Here is an 18,071-nt window from a genome sequence, read left to right on the forward strand (position 1 = left end):
CTCAGCGGGTGGACGCGGCGAGGACGCCGCGAGCGCCGAAGGCCGAGGGGGTCGGCTCCAGCCGGCAAGACTCTAGGCGGTGCGTCCGTGTTGGCTCGTGAGATAGGCGACCTTGCGCGCCCGCATGACCTCGCCCAGGGGCCTGTGGGCGGCCAGTCCGCCCCACGGATCGAAGGCCGCCGCCTCGGCCTCGGCCGAAACCTCGGCGACGTCCTGACGCGGCAAGGTGAGGCGGGCCACGGTGACGACCGGCGCCTGATCGTCCGGCCAGGGCCTGGTCGAGTCCTCGATCGGTGTCGTCGCCTCGTCGACGAAGAACTGCAGCTCGAGTTCCCACGTGAGCGCCCCGGTCGCCAGGCGTTCGCGCATGTCGAGCGCGAGATCCTTCGAGCGCAGGCGCAGCAGCGGATTGCCGATCGGTCGCAGCCGGACGCGGACGGCGTAGGGTCCGCAGGCGTGCGGGACAACTGTGTCGAAACGTTCGGTCGCGAAGCCGCTGAATTTGCGGCCGAGCATGGACAGCAAGAGCTTCACCCGCGCGAATCCCCCGCCAATGCCATGGGCCTTGAAGAGGTGCAGGATTCCGGCGGTCTGACCGCGGGTCATGGCCTCGAGGAAGTCGATGAACTCCCGGCTGTTGGCCGACGGCCCGCGATCCTGGTTGATCATCAGGAAATCCTGATGCTCGGTCGCGCCGCCCAGCGCCGCTTCACCCGCGACGTCGAACACCTTGAGCGCGAATCCCCTGATGTCGGGACGGCGGTTGGCCTGCACGTCGGGCGCGCCGTTGCTGAGGCGGACCAGCGCGCGATGCGCGCCCGGCGCCGCGAACAGGCCGTGCCGTGCGTGCGCGGGCAGGTCGGACAGCACCTCGAGCGTGCCCCGCGCGGCCAGGAGCTGCTTGCGGTGCAGCGTACGGCCCTTTCCGAAACGGGCCGATCGGCTGCGCTGCAGTTCGGCGACCACCATCGCCACGCGTTGCAGGTGTGTTGCTTCATCCGGCGCGATCTGCTCGCGCCAAGCGGTGCTCGGTTCCCTCATGTGCTCCCCTTGGCGAGAATACGGCGCCTGAGGGACCTTGGACCAGCTCAACCCTTGGCGGCGAGGCTCTTGAACAGGGCGTCGCTGCGATCGTCGGCGGGAAAAAAGCACTCGATGCGCACTTCCTGCAGGGTGACGTCCTGGGGTGTGCCCAGGGTGGCGATGGTGGTGAACACCGAAAGCGTCTTGCCGCCCACGATGTAGTCCATGGTCAGCACCGGCGGCGGCCGGTCGTCGAAGCGCAGCTTCCGGAACGAACCCGGCACGTCCGGATAGGCCATGATCTCCTCGATGAAGGCCAGTGCCTTGGGCTCGCCGCCGTCGGCGAGGATCTCGGCATAGGTCGTCGACACGAGGTAGCGCGCGACCTCCTCCCAGTTGGCGATCTTGGCACGCAACGCGGTGGGATCGAGCAGCCAGCGCAGCAGGTTCGGGCCCTTGCCGGGTGGCGGTGCCGGCGGCGGTCCCTCGAACAGGAATACGGTGAAGGCGCTGGCAGCTTCGTTGGCCTGCAGCAGGTTCCACAGGCGGTCGACGACGACGGCGGGATAGGGCTCCTGCTGCTTCAGCAGGCGCTCGATGGCATGCCGGACCGGCGTGAGTTCCGGCGCCGCCAGGTTGGATTCGCGATAGACCGGGGCGAAGCCCGCGGCCAGCAGCATGGCGTTGCGCTGGCGCAGCGGTACGTCGAGGGCGGTGGTGAGCTGTACCACCATCTCGCGGCTCGGCCGCGCCCGGCCCGATTCGAGGAAGCTGACGTGACGTTGCGACACGCCCGACTGCAGCGCGAGCGCGAGCTGGCTGGCGCCCCGGCGGCGGCGCCAGGTGCGCAACATCGGGCCGAACAGGTCGGGCGGCGAAGAGGGGGCGGCGGAAGATGCGTTCGACATGCCGCGGAAGGTAGCACCGTGCCGCCGTCCGACCGATTACCTCTCGCGTAATTGCTGCCGGCTCGGGCCCGGGCGATTTCTGGCACGTCCGATAACCAAGGAGGACGCCATGAATGCAACTTCCGATCGCCTGCTGCGCTGCACCCTGTGGGCCAACGCCGCCTTTTCCGTCCTGTCGGGGTTGGGTCTCGCTGTGTTCGCCACGCCCTTCGCGGCGGCGGCGGCCCGCGAGCCGATCGAGGTCCTGGGCCTGGATTTCGCTCTCGTCATCCGCCTGCTTGGCCTCGGTGTCGTGGCCTTCGGCGTGCTTTGTGCCTGGATCGCGTCGAGGCCGAAACTACCCGAAGTATGGGCCCGGGCGGTCTTTGCGGCCGACCTCGCCTGGGTGGCCGGCAGTGTCCTCGTGCTGGCTCTTCCGGCTTCGTGGACCCTGGCGGGCGTGATCGGCATCGTCGTTCTGGCGCTGATCGTGGCCGACCTCGCCATTCTGGAGTATCTCGGCCTGCGCCGACTCGCCGCCCCCCAGTGAAGGACAACGACCGATGGACAAGCTTCAGTTCCTGAACGACCGCAAGCTGCCGTTCGCCGAGGTCCTGGGACTGAGGTTCGTCGCTGCGAGCGAGACGGGCGTGAAGGCCGAGATGGTCGTCAGGCCAGAGCTCTGCACGCGGCCCGACATCCTGCACGGTGGCGCGGTCATGGCCTTCGCCGATACGCTGGGCGCCGCCGCCACCGTGCTCAACTTGCCGGAAGGCAAGGGCACGACGACCATCGAGAGCAAGACCAACTTCGTCGGGCCCGCGCCCGTCGGCACGACCGTGATCGGCGAAACCACGCCGATCCATCGCGGCCGCCGCACCCAGGTCTGGCAGACGCGCATCACGACGGTCGAGGGCAAGTTGGTCGCGGTGGTGACGCAGACCCAGATGGTGCTTTAGCGCAACAGGGCGGCGATGAAGGCCGCCAGTGTCTTGTCGGCGTCGGCCACCGTCTGGCGCGAGGCCTGCGGCCAGTCGATCCGGATCTTCAGGTACTGGTCGCGATAGCCGGTGAGCAGCATCTTGCTGAACAGGCGGCCGCTCTGACCGGAGACGGTGTAGACGATGCAGCGAAAGCGCGCTGTTCCGTAGGTGCACTGCGACGGAACGGTCGGACGGTCGACGTTGGCGAAGCCGCTCGACCTGAAGCTCCGATCGGTTCCCTGCATCTCCTCGGCGAACTGGTTGACCACGGCCGGATTGTCGCCGCCGGCCGGCACGCGCCGGCCCTCGTCGTAGAGCTGGACGGAAATTTCCATGCCGCCGGCGACGTAATTGTAGCGATAGGCCGTGGCCCGTCCGATCGGATAGGTGAAGGATCTCGCGAACTGGGCGGGACCGAGCGTGCCGGGGAACTCGAGCCGGGTGCCGGGATGTACTGCCGGCGCCGGCGCCTGGGCGACGGTGGCCGAGGGTGCGGCCAACGCCAGCGCGACCAGCATCGCCAGCCGTCTAGACATCCAGATTGGCCACCTTGAGGGCGTTGTCCTGGATGAAGTCGCGGCGCGGTTCGACGACGTCGCCCATCAGCGTCGAGAAGATCTCGTCGGCCTCGTCGACGTGGTTGATCTTGACCTGCAGGAGGGTGCGCGCCTCGGGGTCGAGCGTCGTCTCCCAGAGCTGATCGGGATTCATCTCGCCCAGACCCTTGTAACGCTGGATGGTGACGCCCTTGCGGCCGGCGTCGAGCACGGCGGCGAACAGCGCGGTCGGCGAGGCGATCGGCGTCTCCTTGTCCTTCACGACGAACGCGCCGGGCTTCAGGTAGACCGCCTGCAGCGGATCGGCGAGGGCGTCGAGGCGGCGCGCCTCGGCGCTCTTGATCAGCGGTCCGTCGATGACGTGGCGTTCCTGCACGCCGCGCACGCGGCGGACGAAGGCGAGGCCGCCATCCGGGGTCGGCTCGCCGGCCCAGCCGCGCTCCAGCGCGGGGCTCACGGCGTTGAGGCGGCGGGCGATGTAGTCGGCGGCCTGGCGGGCCAGCTCGGCGTCGGCCAGCACGTCGGGCTTGAAGGCGCCGGCGATCGCCGCCTGCTCGATCACGGCCTGGCTGGTGACGCGGCGCGACAGCGACAGCGGCTTCACGAGGTTGGCCACCGAGCGGGCGATGTCGACGGTCTGCCGCAGGTCGGCGCCGGCCTGCACCGAGCCGTCGCCGAGACGGAACGAGGCGCCCTCCAGGCCGCTGTCGATCAGGTGGTCGTCTAGCGAGCGCTCGTCCTTGAGGTAGATCGACGACTTGCCCTTGGCCGCTTTGAAGAGCGGCGGCTGGGCGATGTAGAGATAGCCTCCGTCGATCAGCGCCTTCATCTGGCGATAGAAGAACGTCATCAGGAGCGTGCGGATGTGCGAGCCGTCGACGTCGGCGTCGGTCATGATGATGATCTTGTGGTAGCGCAGCTTGCCGAGGTCGAAATCGTCGGCACCGATGCCGGTGCCGAGCGCTGTGATCAGCGTGCCGATCTCCTGCGAGCTCAGCATCTTGTCGAAGCGCGCGCGCTCGACGTTCAGGATCTTGCCGCGCAGCGGCAGGATCGCCTGGTTGGCGCGGTTGCGGCCCTGCTTGGCCGAGCCGCCGGCCGAATCGCCCTCGACGATGAACAGTTCGGAAAGTGCCGGATCGCGCTCCTGGCAGTCGGCGAGCTTGCCGGGCAGCGAACTGACGTCGAGCGCGCCCTTGCGCCGCGTGAGCTCGCGCGCCTTGCGTGCGGCCTCGCGCGCGGCGGCGGCCTCGACCACCTTGGTCAGGATCTTCCTGGCCTCGCCGGGATGCTCCTCGAACCACTGTCCGAGCTTGTCGGCGACCACCGACTCGACGACCGGACGGACTTCGGACGAGACGAGCTTGTCCTTGGTCTGCGACGAGAACTTCGGATCGGGCACCTTGACCGACAGCACGCAGGTCAGGCCCTCGCGCATGTCGTCGCCGGTCAGGTTCACCTTCTCCTTCTTGGAGATGCCCGATTCGTCGGCGTACTTGTTGACGGTGCGGGTCAGCGCGCCGCGAAAGCCCGCGAGATGCGTGCCGCCGTCGCGCTGCGGGATGTTGTTGGTGAAGCACAGCATCGTCTCGTGATAGCTGTCGTTCCACTGCAGCGCGACCTCCACCGACATGCCGTCCTTCTCGCCCCGGATCGACACCGGCGGGCTGTGCAGCACCTGCTTGTTGCGGTCGAGGTACTTGGCGAAGGCCTCGACGCCGCCCTCGTAGAACAGTTCGGAGACCTTGGGCTCGGCGCCGCGCTCGTCGCTGAGCACGATGCGCACGCCCGAGTTCAGGAAGGCGAGCTCGCGCAGCCGATGCTCCAGCGTGGCGAAGTCGAATTCGGTCCTGGTGAATATCCTGTTGGACGGCAGGAAGGTCACCTCGGTGCCGCGCTTTCCCTCGGGCGCCTCGCCGACCAGCTCGAGATCCCTCTCGGCATCGCCCATGCGGAAGCGCAGGAAATATTCCTTGCCGTTGCGCCAGATGTGCAGGTCGAGCTGCTCCGAAAGCGCATTGACGACGGCGGCGCCGACTCCATGCAGGCCGCCCGAGACCTTGTACGAGTTCTGGTCGAACTTTCCGCCGGCGTGCAGCTGCGTGAAGATGACGTTGGCCGCCGATATGCCCTCTTCCTTGTGGATGTCGACCGGCACGCCGCGGCCGTTGTCGCGGACCGTCACCGAGCCGTCGCCGTGCAGCACGACGTCGACGCGGTCGCAGTAGCCGGCGAGGGCCTCGTCGATGGCGTTGTCGACGATCTCGTAGACCATGTGGTGCAGGCCGGTGCCGTCGTCGGTGTCGCCGATGTACATGCCCGGCCGCTTGCGCACGGCCTCCAGTCCGCGCAGCACCTTGATCGAATCGGCGTCGTAGTCGTCGCCGTTCAGGGAAACAGGTTCGTTGTCGCTCATCGTCGGTGTTCCAATGCGTTCAATGCGCCGCGACCCGGCCATCCGCGACGCGCAGGATCTGCGCGCGGCCGGCGAGCGGCTCGAAGAGTTGTGCGTCCGTTCCGGTCATCCAGCTCTGCACGCCGAGCGCAACGACCTCGTCGAACAGCGCGTGGCGCCGTTCGGCGTCCAGATGGGCCGCGATCTCGTCCAGCAGCAGCAGCGGCGGGCGGCCCCGCGACAGCGCGACCAGCCGGACATGGGCGAGAGCGATCGACACCAGCAGCGCCTTCTGCTGCCCCGTCGAGCCCTCGGCCGCGGGCAGGTCGAGATCGAGGTGGCGGACGCAGAGATCGCTGCGATGGGGCCCGAGCGACGTCGTGCCCGCCTCCGCGTCGCGCGCCCGGTGGGCGGCCAGCTGGCCGCGCATCAGATCCTCGGCATCGAGCGCCGCCATGTCGGCCACCCAGCCGTCGACCTCTCCCGACATGGCCAGCGAGGCGCGCGGAAAGGGCCCGACGCCGAGACGGGCGGCGGCATCGAGGCGATGCACGGTATCGGCGCGGGCCGCCGCCAGGGCGATGCCATGCCGCGCCATCGTATCCTCAAGGACGCTGAACCAGTGCGGATCTCGCTGGCCGCCCTGGCGCCCATCTGCCAGCAGCCGGGCGCGTTGGCGGAGCGCGTTGTCGTAGGCGGCGACGTTGCCGGCATGCTCGGGATGGAGCGCCGTCACCAGCCTGTCGAGGAAGCGCCGTCGCTCGCCGGGCCCGTCCAGGAACAGCCGGTCGATCTGTGGCGTGAGCCATACGCAGGCGACGTGCTGGCCGAGCGCCGTCTGGCTGGGCGCCGTGCGGCCGTCGATGCGCACGATGCGGCGCGGCAGCCCGCCCTCGCCCTTGCCGGCTTCGAGACCCGTTCCGACCGCGAGTCGGCCCTCCGGCGTGTCGAGCGTCGCGGCGACCGCCCAGGCCGAACCGGGTAGTGGCCGCGACGGCTCGCGGTGGCCGACCTCGTCCAGCCGGGCGCGGCGCAGGCCGCGGCCGGGCGACAGGAAGGAGAGGGCCTCGAGGAGATTGGTCTTGCCGGCGCCGTTGGGACCCACCAGGACGACAGGCGCCGCCCCGCACTCGAGGCGGAGCTGGCGGTAGTTGCGAAAGTCGGTCAGCCGCAGCTGGCGCACGGCGAGGCTCGCCGGCGCTGCACCGGTCACGGCGTCGGAAGGGTAGGTTGGTGCGCTGGTCGCCGAGCCAATCATACCCGCATCGGCATGAGCACGTAGAGCGCGCTCTCGTCGGCGCCGTCGCGCACCAGGGTGGGCGATCCGGCGTCGGCCATCAGGAAGCGCGCCTCGGCGCCCGCTATCTGCTCGGTGATGTCGAGCAGATAGCGCGAGTTGAAGCCGATCTCGAGCGCGGCCGCCTTGTACTCGACCTCGATCTCCTCGGTGGCGCTGCCCGCGTCGGGGCTGGTCGCCGACAGCGTCACCACGCCCTTGGCGACGGCGAGCTTGATGGCGCGGGATTTCTCGGTCGAGATGGTCGAGACGCGATCGACGGCGTGGGCGAACTCCTTGCACGGCACGTTCAGGACCTTGTCGTTGCCGGTCGGGATGACCCTCTCATAGTCCGGGAAGGTGCCGTCGATCAGTTTGCTGACCAAGGTGACGTTGCCGGAAGCGAAGCGGATGCGGGTGTCGGAAAGCTCGATCTCGACCGAGCCGTCGCTCTCGTCGAGAAGCTTGCGCACCTCGCCCACGGTCTTGCGCGGCACGATCACGCCGGGAATGTCGGTGGCGCCCTTGGGCAGCGGCACCTCGACCCTGGCCAGGCGGTGGCCGTCGGTCGCCACCCCGCGCAGGACGGGCGTGCCGCCGGCGTTGGCTGCGTGGAAATAGATGCCGTTCAGGTAATAGCGCGTCTCCTCGTTGGAGATGGCGAAGCGGGTGCGGTCGATGATGCCCTTTAGATCGGTCGCCGGCAGCTGGAAGCGATGCGGCAGGTCGCCCTCGTTCATCGCCGGAAAATCGGCCGGCGGCAGGCATTGCAGGGTGAAGCGCGACCGGCCGGCGCGGATCACCAGGCTGCCGCCGTCGCTCGCCGCCTCGAGTTCGACCTGCGCCCCGTCCGGCAGCTTGCGCACGATCTCGTAGAGCGTGTGGGCCGGCGCCGTCGTGGCGCCCGTCTTCGCCGCGCTCGCCTCGACCGATTCGGTGATGGCGAGATCCATGTCGGTGGCCGCGAGGCTGAGCCGCCCCTTCTGGGCGGAGATCAGGACGTTGGACAGGATCGGGATGGTGTTCCGGCGTTCGACGACACTCTGGACATGGGCCAAAGCCTTCAGGAGGGCTGCCCGTTCGATCGTCAGTTTCATGTTTTGGTCGCTGTAACCAGGGGCCGAAAGGGTTGGATTCTTGGCCCGTCCCGACGCCGGCAGGAAGCCTTCGGGGAACGGTTGAAAAGTATACCACGCGGCCCCACGGCGGGAAGCAATTTCGCCCGCAATATTAGGCTCTTAGAGGCATGAATCGGCATGAAAAACGGGGCCTGTCCGGCCCCGTTCCACAATCGGCGCGGCTGATACCCTATCCTTGCAACTGTCGCTTGAGCATCTCGACGTCTTCCGCAATCGAGAGATCCGACACTTTCAGCTCCTCGATCTTGCGCACCGCGTGCATGACCGTGGTGTGATCGCGATTGCCGAAGCGCTTGCCGATCTGCGGCAGGCTGAGCGTGGTCAGCTGCTTGGCGAGGTACATCGCCACCTGGCGCGGCCGCGCGACGGAGCGTGCGCGCCTGGGCGAGCTCATCTCCGCGAGCTTGATGTTGTAGTGCGCAGCGACACGCTGCTGGATCTCGTCGACCGTGACCTTGCGGTCGGCCTGGCGCAGCAGGTCGTGCAGCACGTCCTGCGCCATCTCGACCGTGATCTCGCGACCGATCAGCTGGCCGTGCGCCACCACCCGATTGAGCGCGCCCTCGAGCTCGCGGATGTTGGTGTTGATCTTGTGGGCGAGGAACTCGAGCACCGCCATTGGGACCGGCACGCGCGCATTCTCCGCCTTGATCTGCAGGATCGAGAGGCGGAGTTCGTAGGTCGACGAATGAATGTCGGCCACCAACCCGCTGCCCAGCCGCGAGCGCATGCGCTCTTCGATGTCCTGCAGCTCGCTGGGCGGCTTCTCCGAGGACAGCACGATCTGCTTGTTCTGCTCGACCAGCGAATTGAAGGTGAAGAAGAACTCTTCCTGGCTCGCCTCCTTGCCGCAGATGAACTGCACGTCGTCGACCATCAGCACGTCGACGTTGCGGAACATCTCCTTGAACTGGCCGGTGTTCTTGGTGCGCAGCGCCGTGATGAAGCGGTTCACGAAGTTTTCGGCCGTCAGGTACAGGACGCGGGTCTTGGGGTCGCGCTCGCGGATGGCGTGCCAAACCGCGTGCATCAGGTGCGTCTTGCCGAGGCCGACGCCACCGAAGATGTAGAGCGGATTGCGCTCCGGCAGGGGGCGGTCCTGCTCGGCGATGTTGCGCGCCGCCGCATAGGCGAACTCGTTCGGCTTGCCGACCACGAAGTTGGCGAAGGTGTAGCGCGCTTCCGGGTTCTGGAAGATTTCGTCGACGCCGCGGCCGATCGACGGGCCGAGGCGGGGCATCGGCGGCTGATAGCTCTGCGGCGCGGGCAGCGGCGGCACCGCGATGATGTCGTGCGGCCGGCGCGGCGTCGGCGGCGGAACCAGGTTGACCTCGACATGGGTCACGTCGGGCGCGACGGCCTGCCAATAGGCGAGCACGCGGTCACCGTAGTGACGGCCCACCCAGTCGCGCACGAAACGGGTCGGTGCATAGAGACGCAGGCGGCCGGACTTGAGCTCGCCCAGCTCGACCTCGCCGAACCATGTCTTGAAGGCCTTGTCGCCAATCTCCTTGCGAAGCCGGTCGCAGACGCGCACCCAGTGCGTTTCCAACTCCTTCCGGCCTTCTTCCATTACAACCCCCGCCGCACTTTCTTGACCCAAACTCGCTTCTTTATTGCCAGTCATTGGTGTTTGTGTCCGCGTCACGTCTGTCTCCAGGGAAGCCCTGCCGCCTTCCAGCCCGCCGTCGCGCCGCGTCTCGCCTGCGCGTCGAGCGGACCCTCGAAACCGTCCGCTACGTTGAAACAACTACTGTAGCCGGCCGCGGTCATGGCTTTCGCCGCCGCGGCCGATCGGGCTCCACTCCTGCAGATGAACAGCAACGGCGCATCCTTGTCCGCGACCGCCCCCGCGAGGGCGGCAACGAACTCGGCGTTGGGCTGCATGCTCGGGAAGACCTGCCATTCGACCAGCGCCGGCTTCTTGCCGAGCGCGGCGAGGTCGGGCAGGCCGACATAGTTCCATTCAGCGCGTGTGCGCACGTCGATCAGCACGGCCTTGGCGTCGTCCTGCAGGATCTTCCAGGCCGTCGCGGGCGCCACGTCACCGGTGTAGCCGGCGGCGGGGGACACTTCGTACGTGCCGGCACTCCTGTTGTCTCTCGCCATAGCCCCCGCTCTTCATTGTTCGATGGCGGGACGCAGAAGGCGGGCCAGCGACCGATCGGCAGGCACAGGGAGCGACGGTGACGGTGCAGATCCCCGTTCGATGCGCGCCGTTGGTGGGGCGCTGCCGGGATCGAAATCGTCGCCGCCGGATTCCTGTGACCGTCTCCCTCGTTCGTCGATCGGCGAAGAGGAAGCCCCTCGTCTTCGCCTGGGCCCGCGACGTCAGCGCCCCACGCCCCGTCGCGATGCAACGACTCTTAGCAGAGAAGACCATTGGCGCAAACGACGCGGCGCGCCAATGAAGCACGCTATTCAGACTCTTCCGTACGCGAGTCGATTGACAAGCCCGGCGATTCGATTCTTCCGTCGATCAAATGCATCGAGGCAATCCAACATCTAGCGCCCGAGGCGCGGCGCGATGCGATAAAGTGGAATCGTATGTCGTTCGCCCAAATAGCCGCCTAGCAATCTTCGTCGCGGCGCTCCGAATATTTTTTTGAGCGACCTCGCCGGAAAAAGAAAACGCCGCTCGAGCGGAGCGGCGTTCGTATCACACGAAGGTCGGTGGCCTCACGCCATCGCCTTGATGCGCGCGTTCAGTCGCGAGACTTGTCGTGCCGCGGCGTTGGGTGCAACGACGCGCTTGCCGGCGCCACGCTGGATCTCGGGCTGCGCCGCGCGCAGGGCGGCCTGCGCCGCCTTCTTGTCGCCCGCGGAGATCGCCTCCTCGACCTTCTTGACCGAGCCGCGGACTCGGCTTCGCCGTGCCGCGTTGACGGCGGTGCGACGCTCGGTTTGACGGGCCCGCTTCTCGGCCGACTTGTGATTCGCCATCTGATCCTCGTCCTCGGAAGGGCGCGCTTATACGGGCCGGCCGGAGGGCGGTCAACCCCGCCAAAAGCCCCGCCTCAACGGTGTTTCCAGGCCGCCTTGCGCTTGTCGGCAAAGGCGCTCATGCCTTCCTGGCGGTCGTCGAAGGCGAAGGTGGCATGGAAGGTGCGCCGTTCGAAGCGCACGCCTTCGGCCAGCGTGGTCTCGAACGCGCGGTTCACCGCTTCCTTCGCCACCATGGTGGCGGGCAACGACATCGACGCGATCTTCTCGGCGGCGGCGACGGCCTCGTCCATGAGCTGCGCCAGCGGAACCACGCGGCTCACCAGGCCGCAACGCTCGGCTTCCGCTGCATCCATCATGCGGCCCGTCAGCACCAGATCCATCGCCTTGGACTTGCCGACGAAGCGCGGCAGGCGCTGCGTGCCGCCCGCTCCGGGGATCGTGCCGAGCGTGATCTCCGGCTGGCCGAACCGGGCGTTGTCCGCAGCGACGATGAAATCACACATCATCGCCATCTCGCAGCCGCCACCCAGCGCGTAGCCCGCCACCGCCGCCACGATCGGCTTGCGAACCTGGCTCACTTTCTCCCAGCCGACCGTGATGAAGTCCTGCAGGAAGACGTCCTGGTAGGATTTCTCCTTCATCTCCTTGATGTCGGCGCCGGCGGCGAAGGCCTTGTCGCTGCCGGTGAGCACCATGCAACCGATGCCGGGATCGGCCTCGAAGCCGTCGAGCGCCTGGCCGAGCTCGCGCACGAGGTCGGCACACAGTGCGTTCAGGGCCTTCGGCCGGTTGAGGCGGATGATGCCGACCCGCCCCTTTGTTTCGGTCTGGATGTTCTCGTAGGCCACGGATCCCTCCTAGCGCTGACAGTGCGCGCAATAGAATGTCGAGCGGCCGGACTGGACGAGCCGGCGCACCGTATGTCCGCAGGCCCGCGTCGGGCAGGTCGCTCCTTCGCGGTCGTAGACATTGAAGCGGGTCTGAAAATAGCCCAGCTCGCCGTCGGGCTGCACATGGTCTCGCAGGGTCGAGCCGCCGTCGGCGATGGACCGCAGCAGCACCTGCTTGATGGCGGCAACGAGACGCCCGGCGCGGTCGCCCTGCACGGTGTGGGCGGAGCGACGCGGCGACAGGCCGGCGAGGAACAGCGCCTCGCACGCATATATGTTGCCGATGCCCACCAGGGTCTTCTGGTCGAGCAGCGCGGCCTTGATCGGCGTCCTGCGGCCCTTCAGCCGGGCGGCGAGCGCCGCACCGGTGAAGCCGTCGTCCAGCGGCTCGGGCCCCAGACCCTTGAACAGCTTGTGGCCGGCCAGCTTCTCATCCGCCACCAACAGCATCAGGCCGAAGCGGCGCGCATCGTTGAAGCGGATCTGCCAGCCTTCGTCCGTCTCGATGACCACATGGTCGTGTCGGCCATAGGGATGTTCGCTGGCGCTGGCGGCGTCGTGCAGCACCATCCGCCCCGACATGCCGAGATGGGCGATCAGGGTATGGTCGTCGTCGAGCCGGATGAGAAGATACTTGGCGCGCCGGTCGATCGCCCGAACGGTGCGTCCCTCGACGCGCGCGGCAAAGCGTGCCGGCAGCGGCACGCGCAGATCGCGGCGCCGCTGCACCAGCCGCGCGATGCGATGCCCGACCAGCCTGGGAAGCAGTCCGCGGCGGACCGTTTCGACTTCGGGAAGCTCGGGCATGCGCCTAGTGACGGGCTCCGAAGAGGGCGCTGCCGACGCGGACGTGGGTGGCGCCGAGGCGCACCGCCGTTTCGTAGTCGGCGCTCATGCCCATGCTGAGCTGGCGCAGTCCGTTGCGCGCCGCCATCTTGCCGAGCAGACCGAAATGCAGCGCCGGCGCCTCGTCGACCGGCGGAATGCACATCAAGCCAACGACGTCGAGCTTGTGGGTGTCGCGGCAGGAGGCGACGAACGCATCGACATCGGCGGGAAGGATTCCGGCCTTCTGCGGTTCCTCGCCGGTGTTGACCTGGATGAAGCAGCGCGGCCGCCGGCCGGCGCGCTCCATCTCCTTCGCGAGGGTCGCGGCGAGCTTCTCGCGATCGACGGATTGAATGACGTCGAACAGGGCCACCGCATCGCGCGCCTTGTTGGTCTGCAGCGGGCCGATCAGGTGCAGCTCGAGGTCGGGGCATTCGGCCTTGAGGGACGGGAACTTCTCCTCCGCCTCCTGCACGCGGTTCTCGCCGAACACGCGCTGGCCGGCCGCCAGCAGCTCGCGCACGCGCTCGGCGCCATGCGTCTTGGAGACCGCCACCAGGGTGACGGCCGCCGGCTCGCGTCCCGCCGCCGTCGCCGCCTCGGCGATGCGCCGGCGGACCTCGGCCAGGCGCTCTGCGCCGTCAATTGCCAAGCGCTCTGCGCCCTCGCTCATGCGTCGAGGCTCGCCCGCGCCTCGAGCGCTTTGGTGTTGCCGGGATCGGCGGCGAGGGCGGCATCGAGCGTGTCGCGCGCAAGGTCGCGCTCTCCCAGGGCGATCAGGCACCTGCCGTAGCCGAGCAGCAGCCGCACGTCGCCCGGCAGGCCGCGCAGCGCATGCTCGTGCAACGACCGGGCCTCGCCGGCGCGGCCGAGATCGACCAGTACTTCGCCGAGATTGTTGAGCAGGAGCGGATCGTCCGGTTCCAGGCGCAGGCCGCGCTTGAACACCCGCCGCGCCTCCTCCGGCCGCGCCAGGCCGCGCAAGGCCAGCCCCTCGTTGTTGAGGGCGCCCACATCCTGGGGCGCTGCCTGGAGATAGGCCGCCAGGGTCTCGCGGGCCGCCTCGAACTCGCCGCGCGTGATCTGCAGGAAGGAGAGCTGAAGCACGGCATTCCGATCGAGGCGATTGCGCGCGAGCGCCGCGCGCAGGGCTTCGATCGCCTGATCGGTCTGGCCCGCCGCGGTGCGCGCGAGCGCCAAGGTGCGCAGCGCCGCGCTGAAGTGGGGGTCGAGCTCGATCGCCTTCTGCAAGGGCGCGATCGCGTCCGTGGGGCGGCCGATGAAATGGAGGACGAAGCCCATCACGTGGTTCAGGCTGGCGCTCTGTGGTGCCAGCGCCAGTGCGCGCTCGGCCTCGGCGATCGCCTCGCCGTGATGGCCCAGTCCCATGAGCGCGAGCGCCCGGTCGCCCAGGATCTGGCCCTGCCGCTCGGTTTCGGCGCCTGCGTCGGCCAGCGCACGGTCGAGCACACCGATGGCGGCATCGAAGTGGCCGAGGCGATAGAGCACATGGCCCAGCATGTTGCGCGTACGCGCCGCCAGCGGCTTCAGGCCCTCGCTGCCGGGCTGCTCCAGCGCGCGGTCGAGATTGGTGACGACTTCCGCCAACTCGCGCTCGGCGGCGGTGAAGCGGCCCTGATCGATATGGAGGGAGGCGAGCGCCAGCCGCGCCTCCACGTGTGCCGGCGCGCGGCGAATGGTGTCGCGAAAGCGTTTGGCCGCCTCGTCGAGCTGGCCCATCTGCCGGGCCGCGAGGCCGAGATTGTAGGACAGGATCGGTTCGTTCGGATCCTTGGCGATCGCCTTGCGCCAGAGCTGGACCGCGTCGGGCAGCGCGCCGCGCTGAGACAGGCACACCGCCAGATAGTGGAGGATGTCGGGCCGCTCGCCGTGACGGCCGAGGGCGGAACGGAACAGCGGCTCGGCGCGATCGAACCAGCCGGCGCGCAGATACTGCACGCCGGTCTGCAGCTCGGGATCGGGTTGCGGGGCCTGTCTCGCGGGGCTTGCCATGGCGGGCTGTGTAGACCCGGCCCGGGGTCGACGCTACATCAAACGCCATGGCCAAGGACGTCGATCTCTTCAAGGCGGCGATGAAGGATGTGGCGCCTCTGCGCGGTCGCCGGCCCGTTGCGCGGGCTGGCCGACTTCCCGACATGGCGAAGTCCGTCGGCAATTCGTCCCGCGCCACGCCGCCGCGTCAGACGATCCGGCCGGCGCGGCGCGACGAACGCCCGTCCTTCGATCGCGACATCGACCGCGCCCTGTCGCGCGGCCGCCGCGAGCCCGAGGCGCGGCTCGACCTGCATGGCCTGACCCTGGCCGCCGCCGAGCGCGCCGTCGTGCGCTTTCTCGAAGAGGCCGCGGACCGCGACCTGCGGATCGTCCTCGTCGTCACCGGCAAGGGCTGGCGCGAGGAGGGCGGCCGCATCGTCGAGGGCAGGATACGCGGCGAATTTCCCGGTTGGCTCGAGCGACCGCCCATCCGTGCGTCGGTGCGCGGCGTGAAGCCCGCGCACCAGCGACACGGCGGCACCGGCGCCTTCTACGTGCTGCTGCGCCGCCGTTCGTCGGCGAGCAGCCGCTCCTTGCGCGCGACGCCCCAGCGATAGCCGGTGATCGCGCCGTCGGCGCCGACCGCTCGATGGCAGGGGATGACGCCGGCCGCCTGGTTGGTGGCACAGGCGCGACCGACCGCGCGGGCCGATGCGGGCGCGCCGATGTACCGCGCGATCTCGCCGTAGGTCCGCGTCTGGCCGGGCGGGATCTCGGTCAGCGCCTTCCAGACCTTCCACTGGAAGGCGGTGCCGACGATGTCGAGCGGAACGTCCGCGGCATCCAGGGCCGAGGGCTTGCGGCCGTAGAGGCGCGCCAGCACGCTTTTCACGCGCGGCGCCAGCGCCGGATCGTTGCGGCGGATGGTGGCGGCCGGGAAGTCGCGCTTGAGGTCGTGCTCCAGGGCGCGGTCGCTGTCGCCGAGAAAGACCGCGGCGATGCCCTTGCTGGTCGCCGCGACCAGCACCCGGCCATAGTCCGATTCCACGGTCGTGAAGTCGATATGCGCGCCCGCGCCGCCCCTGGCATAGGTGGCCGGAGTCATGCCGAGTGCCTTGTCGCTCGATTCGTAGACGCGGCTCGGCGAACCGTAGCCCGCGCCGTAGAGCGCCTCGGCCACCCTCTCGCCGTCGCGCAACGCCTTGCGGAAGCGCTGGCGCTTGCGCGCGACCAGCCAGTCGCGCGGATTGACCCCGAGTTCGGCGACGAAGCGCTTGGACAGGGCGCTCGACGACACGCCGACCCGGCGCGCCACCTCGGCGAGGGTCGGCGGCCGGTCGGCGGCCGCCGCATCGAACAGCGCGCAGGCCCGCGCCACGATCTTGCTGAGGCCGAGGTCGGCCTGCCAGTCGCGCGGCTTGCAGCGCTTGCAGGCCCGGAAGCCCGCCGTCTCGGCCGCTTCCGGCGAGGCGTGGAAATCGACGTTGCGGCGCAGCGGCGGCCGCGCGGCGCAGGACGGCAGGCAATAGACGCCCGTCGACCGGACCGAGAACCAGAAGCGGCCGTTATAGGTCCGGTCGCGACGCTGCACCGCCTGCCAGCAGGTGTCGGCATCGGGGGTCGGAGAGGTGGCGAGGGCCACGGTCGAGAAGGTGGAGGCGGAGGTGTGTCGGGTCATGGCGCCTGACATAGGCGGCCTGTCCAACCTGCTCTATCCGGCCGCCGCCGGCAATTCTCGAAAGGGGAAATCCCGGACCGCGGGCCGCCAGACGGCCGATGCCTGGGCATCGGCGTTGGGGGGAGAGCGGGGCTGAGGACCCGCGGTCCGGGAAGCTCTCTGAAAGCCCGGCCTTACGACCAGAAACCCTTGTCGGCTTCCGCCCGGGCGCGCGCCCGGTCGAGGCCGATGTCGCGCAGCAGCCGGTCGTCGAGCTCGGCGAGCTGGCGTCGCGAGCGGTGCAGTTCGGCGCGGGCCATGAGCGTCTCGGCGCCGACCACGACGGCTCCGGCCAGAAGCGCCATGGCGCGGCCGAAAGAGAAGGAGGGGGTTTCCGCGCGGGTGATTTCCCGCACGCTGGTCAGGGTCGTCATGGCTTAGCTCCGTTTGAGGCGGCCGGACCGTGGCGGTGACGGGTACCTCGTTTACATGCCCAATTTGCGGTATGATGCGCCACCTTTCAAAGGATGAAAGCTCGGGGGAGACCTAGAAAAACTATGTATTGGTTGCCGTCATGAGTCGCTCCCAGCTGCCCCTCAACGCGCTGCGCGCCTTCGAGGCCGCCGCCCGCCACGCGAGCTTCACCCATGCCGCCGAGGAGCTGCACGTCACGCAGGCCGCGGTGTCGCACCAGGTGAAGGCACTCGAGGAACGGCTCGGAGTCGCCCTGTTCGTCCGCCGCCCGCGCGGGCTCGAGATCACCGGCGAGGGTCAGGCCCTGCTGCCCGACCTGCGCGACGCCTTCGATCGCATGACCAACGCGCTCGAGCGCGTCGGCCGCAAGGCCAACTCGGGCACGCTCAATGTCAGCCTCGTCACCACCTTCGCACTCGGCTGGCTGGCGCCGCGCCTGCACCGCTTCCAGGCCAAGCACCCGGAGATCGAGGTGCGCATGACGACGAGCCAGCGCCGCATCGACTTCGCGCGCGAGGATTTCGACTGCGCCATCCGCTTCGCCGTCCAGCCCGACCCCGATCTCCACGCCACGCGGCTGTTCAGCGACGTGCTGACGCCGCTGTGCGGGCGCCGCTACAGGGACAAGCTCAAGACGCTCGAGGATTTGAAGCGCGTGCCCTTCATCGACATGACCTACGATCCCGAATGGTCGATCTGGCTGCGCGCCGTCGGCATGGGCGACTTCAAGCCCAAGCGTGTCGTCACCTTCGATTCGACCATGATCGCCGTCGAGGCGGCGATGGAGGGCGCCGGCGTCGCGGTCGGACCGCCGCAGCTCTTCCGCGAGGAACTGGCCGAGGGCCGCCTGTTCCAGCCCTTCCCGCAGATCGTCGATTCGGGCAAGGCCTGGTGGTTCGTCTGTCCGCCCGCCTCGGTCAATCGTCCCAAGACGCGGGCGTTCGAGGATTGGCTGGTCGAGGAAGTGAGCGCGCCGCAGGTGCGGTCCAAACCCGTGCTCGCCTCGGGCGCGCGCCGATAA

At 68.7% G+C, this 18,071-nt stretch carries 19 protein-coding genes; 4 read left to right on the plus strand and 15 right to left on the minus strand.

Annotation, left to right across the window (positions count from 1 at the left end):
* Positions 1-72: 72 nt before the first annotated feature.
* A complete protein-coding gene (locus KIT25_23875; GenBank protein ID UYN95015.1) occupies positions 73-1,041 on the minus strand; it encodes a hypothetical protein in 969 nt (322 codons plus the stop codon).
* A 47-nt stretch (positions 1,042-1,088) separates the two neighbouring features.
* Positions 1,089-1,931, minus strand: coding sequence for a helix-turn-helix domain-containing protein (locus KIT25_23880; protein ID UYN95016.1), 843 nt, complete (start codon positions 1,929-1,931; stop codon positions 1,089-1,091).
* A gap of 109 nt (positions 1,932-2,040) precedes the next feature.
* Here KIT25_23880 and KIT25_23885 point away from each other — a divergent pair, with 109 nt between their 5' ends.
* Together KIT25_23885 and KIT25_23890 are read left to right on the plus strand one after the other, a co-directional pair.
* Entirely contained in the window at positions 2,041-2,460 is a 420-nt protein-coding gene (locus KIT25_23885) for a hypothetical protein (protein ID UYN95017.1), read from the plus strand.
* A 13-nt stretch (positions 2,461-2,473) separates the two neighbouring features.
* Positions 2,474-2,869 (plus strand): PaaI family thioesterase, encoded by a 396-nt coding sequence (locus KIT25_23890; protein UYN95018.1) that lies wholly within the window; start codon positions 2,474-2,476, stop codon positions 2,867-2,869.
* Here KIT25_23890 and KIT25_23895 read toward each other — a convergent pair.
* The 11 genes from KIT25_23895 to KIT25_23945 all read right to left on the minus strand — a co-directional run bounded on the left by KIT25_23895 (position 2,866) and on the right by KIT25_23945 (position 14,937).
* A complete protein-coding gene (locus KIT25_23895; GenBank protein ID UYN95019.1) occupies positions 2,866-3,429 on the minus strand; it encodes a hypothetical protein in 564 nt (187 codons plus the stop codon). The two genes, KIT25_23890 and KIT25_23895, sit on opposite strands and share 4 nt — an antisense overlap.
* Positions 3,422-5,866, minus strand: a complete 2,445-nt coding sequence (gene gyrB / locus KIT25_23900; protein ID UYN95020.1) for a DNA topoisomerase (ATP-hydrolyzing) subunit B — start codon at positions 5,864-5,866, stop codon at positions 3,422-3,424. Before gyrB ends, KIT25_23895 begins: the two co-directional genes overlap by 8 nt.
* A gap of 19 nt (positions 5,867-5,885) precedes the next feature.
* Entirely contained in the window at positions 5,886-7,103 is a 1,218-nt protein-coding gene (gene recF / locus KIT25_23905) for a DNA replication/repair protein RecF (protein ID UYN95021.1), read from the minus strand.
* Entirely contained in the window at positions 7,100-8,218 is a 1,119-nt protein-coding gene (locus KIT25_23910) for a DNA polymerase III subunit beta (protein ID UYN95022.1), read from the minus strand. Before KIT25_23910 ends, recF begins: the two co-directional genes overlap by 4 nt.
* Positions 8,219-8,429: 211 nt before the next feature.
* Positions 8,430-9,833, minus strand: a complete 1,404-nt coding sequence (gene dnaA / locus KIT25_23915) for a chromosomal replication initiator protein DnaA (protein UYN95023.1) — start codon at positions 9,831-9,833, stop codon at positions 8,430-8,432.
* A 71-nt stretch (positions 9,834-9,904) separates the two neighbouring features.
* Positions 9,905-10,369 (minus strand): rhodanese-like domain-containing protein, encoded by a 465-nt coding sequence (locus KIT25_23920; GenBank protein ID UYN95024.1) that lies wholly within the window; start codon positions 10,367-10,369, stop codon positions 9,905-9,907.
* Between the two features lie 570 nt (positions 10,370-10,939).
* Positions 10,940-11,203 (minus strand): 30S ribosomal protein S20, encoded by a 264-nt coding sequence (rpsT, locus tag KIT25_23925; GenBank protein UYN95025.1) that lies wholly within the window; start codon positions 11,201-11,203, stop codon positions 10,940-10,942.
* Positions 11,204-11,277: 74 nt separating this feature from the next.
* Positions 11,278-12,054, minus strand: coding sequence for an enoyl-CoA hydratase (locus KIT25_23930; protein UYN95026.1), 777 nt, complete (start codon positions 12,052-12,054; stop codon positions 11,278-11,280).
* 9 nt (positions 12,055-12,063) lie between these two features.
* On the minus strand, positions 12,064-12,903 hold the full coding sequence (gene mutM / locus KIT25_23935) for a bifunctional DNA-formamidopyrimidine glycosylase/DNA-(apurinic or apyrimidinic site) lyase (protein UYN95027.1): 840 nt from the start codon (positions 12,901-12,903) through the stop codon (positions 12,064-12,066).
* A gap of 4 nt (positions 12,904-12,907) precedes the next feature.
* Positions 12,908-13,597 carry a YggS family pyridoxal phosphate-dependent enzyme gene (locus KIT25_23940; GenBank protein ID UYN95028.1) on the minus strand — a complete coding sequence of 230 codons (690 nt, stop codon included), beginning with the start codon at positions 13,595-13,597 and terminating at the stop codon, positions 12,908-12,910.
* A complete protein-coding gene (locus KIT25_23945) occupies positions 13,594-14,937 on the minus strand; it encodes a tetratricopeptide repeat protein (protein ID UYN95029.1) in 1,344 nt (447 codons plus the stop codon). Before KIT25_23945 ends, KIT25_23940 begins: the two co-directional genes overlap by 4 nt.
* Before the next feature lie 47 nt (positions 14,938-14,984).
* On the opposite strand from KIT25_23945, the gene KIT25_23950 reads away from it, so the two are divergent.
* Positions 14,985-15,536: a Smr/MutS family protein gene (locus tag KIT25_23950; protein UYN95030.1), complete on the plus strand. Its 552-nt coding sequence runs from the start codon at positions 14,985-14,987 to the stop codon at positions 15,534-15,536.
* Here KIT25_23950 and KIT25_23955 read toward each other — a convergent pair.
* The gene (locus KIT25_23955) at positions 15,470-16,597 is read right to left on the minus strand and encodes a methylated-DNA--[protein]-cysteine S-methyltransferase (GenBank protein UYN95031.1); all 1,128 of its coding nucleotides are present in this window, start codon (positions 16,595-16,597) and stop codon (positions 15,470-15,472) included. The genes KIT25_23950 and KIT25_23955 overlap by 67 nt on opposite strands.
* A 173-nt stretch (positions 16,598-16,770) precedes the next feature.
* Positions 16,771-17,010, minus strand: a complete 240-nt coding sequence (locus tag KIT25_23960; GenBank protein UYN95032.1) for a DUF1127 domain-containing protein — start codon at positions 17,008-17,010, stop codon at positions 16,771-16,773.
* A 140-nt stretch (positions 17,011-17,150) separates the two neighbouring features.
* On the opposite strand from KIT25_23960, the gene gcvA reads away from it, so the two are divergent.
* Entirely contained in the window at positions 17,151-18,071 is a 921-nt protein-coding gene (gcvA, locus tag KIT25_23965) for a transcriptional regulator GcvA (protein UYN95033.1), read from the plus strand.

The sequence above is a fragment of the Enhydrobacter sp. genome (genome assembly GCA_025808875.1).
In the GTDB taxonomy this organism is placed as follows: domain Bacteria; phylum Pseudomonadota; class Alphaproteobacteria; order Reyranellales; family Reyranellaceae; genus Reyranella.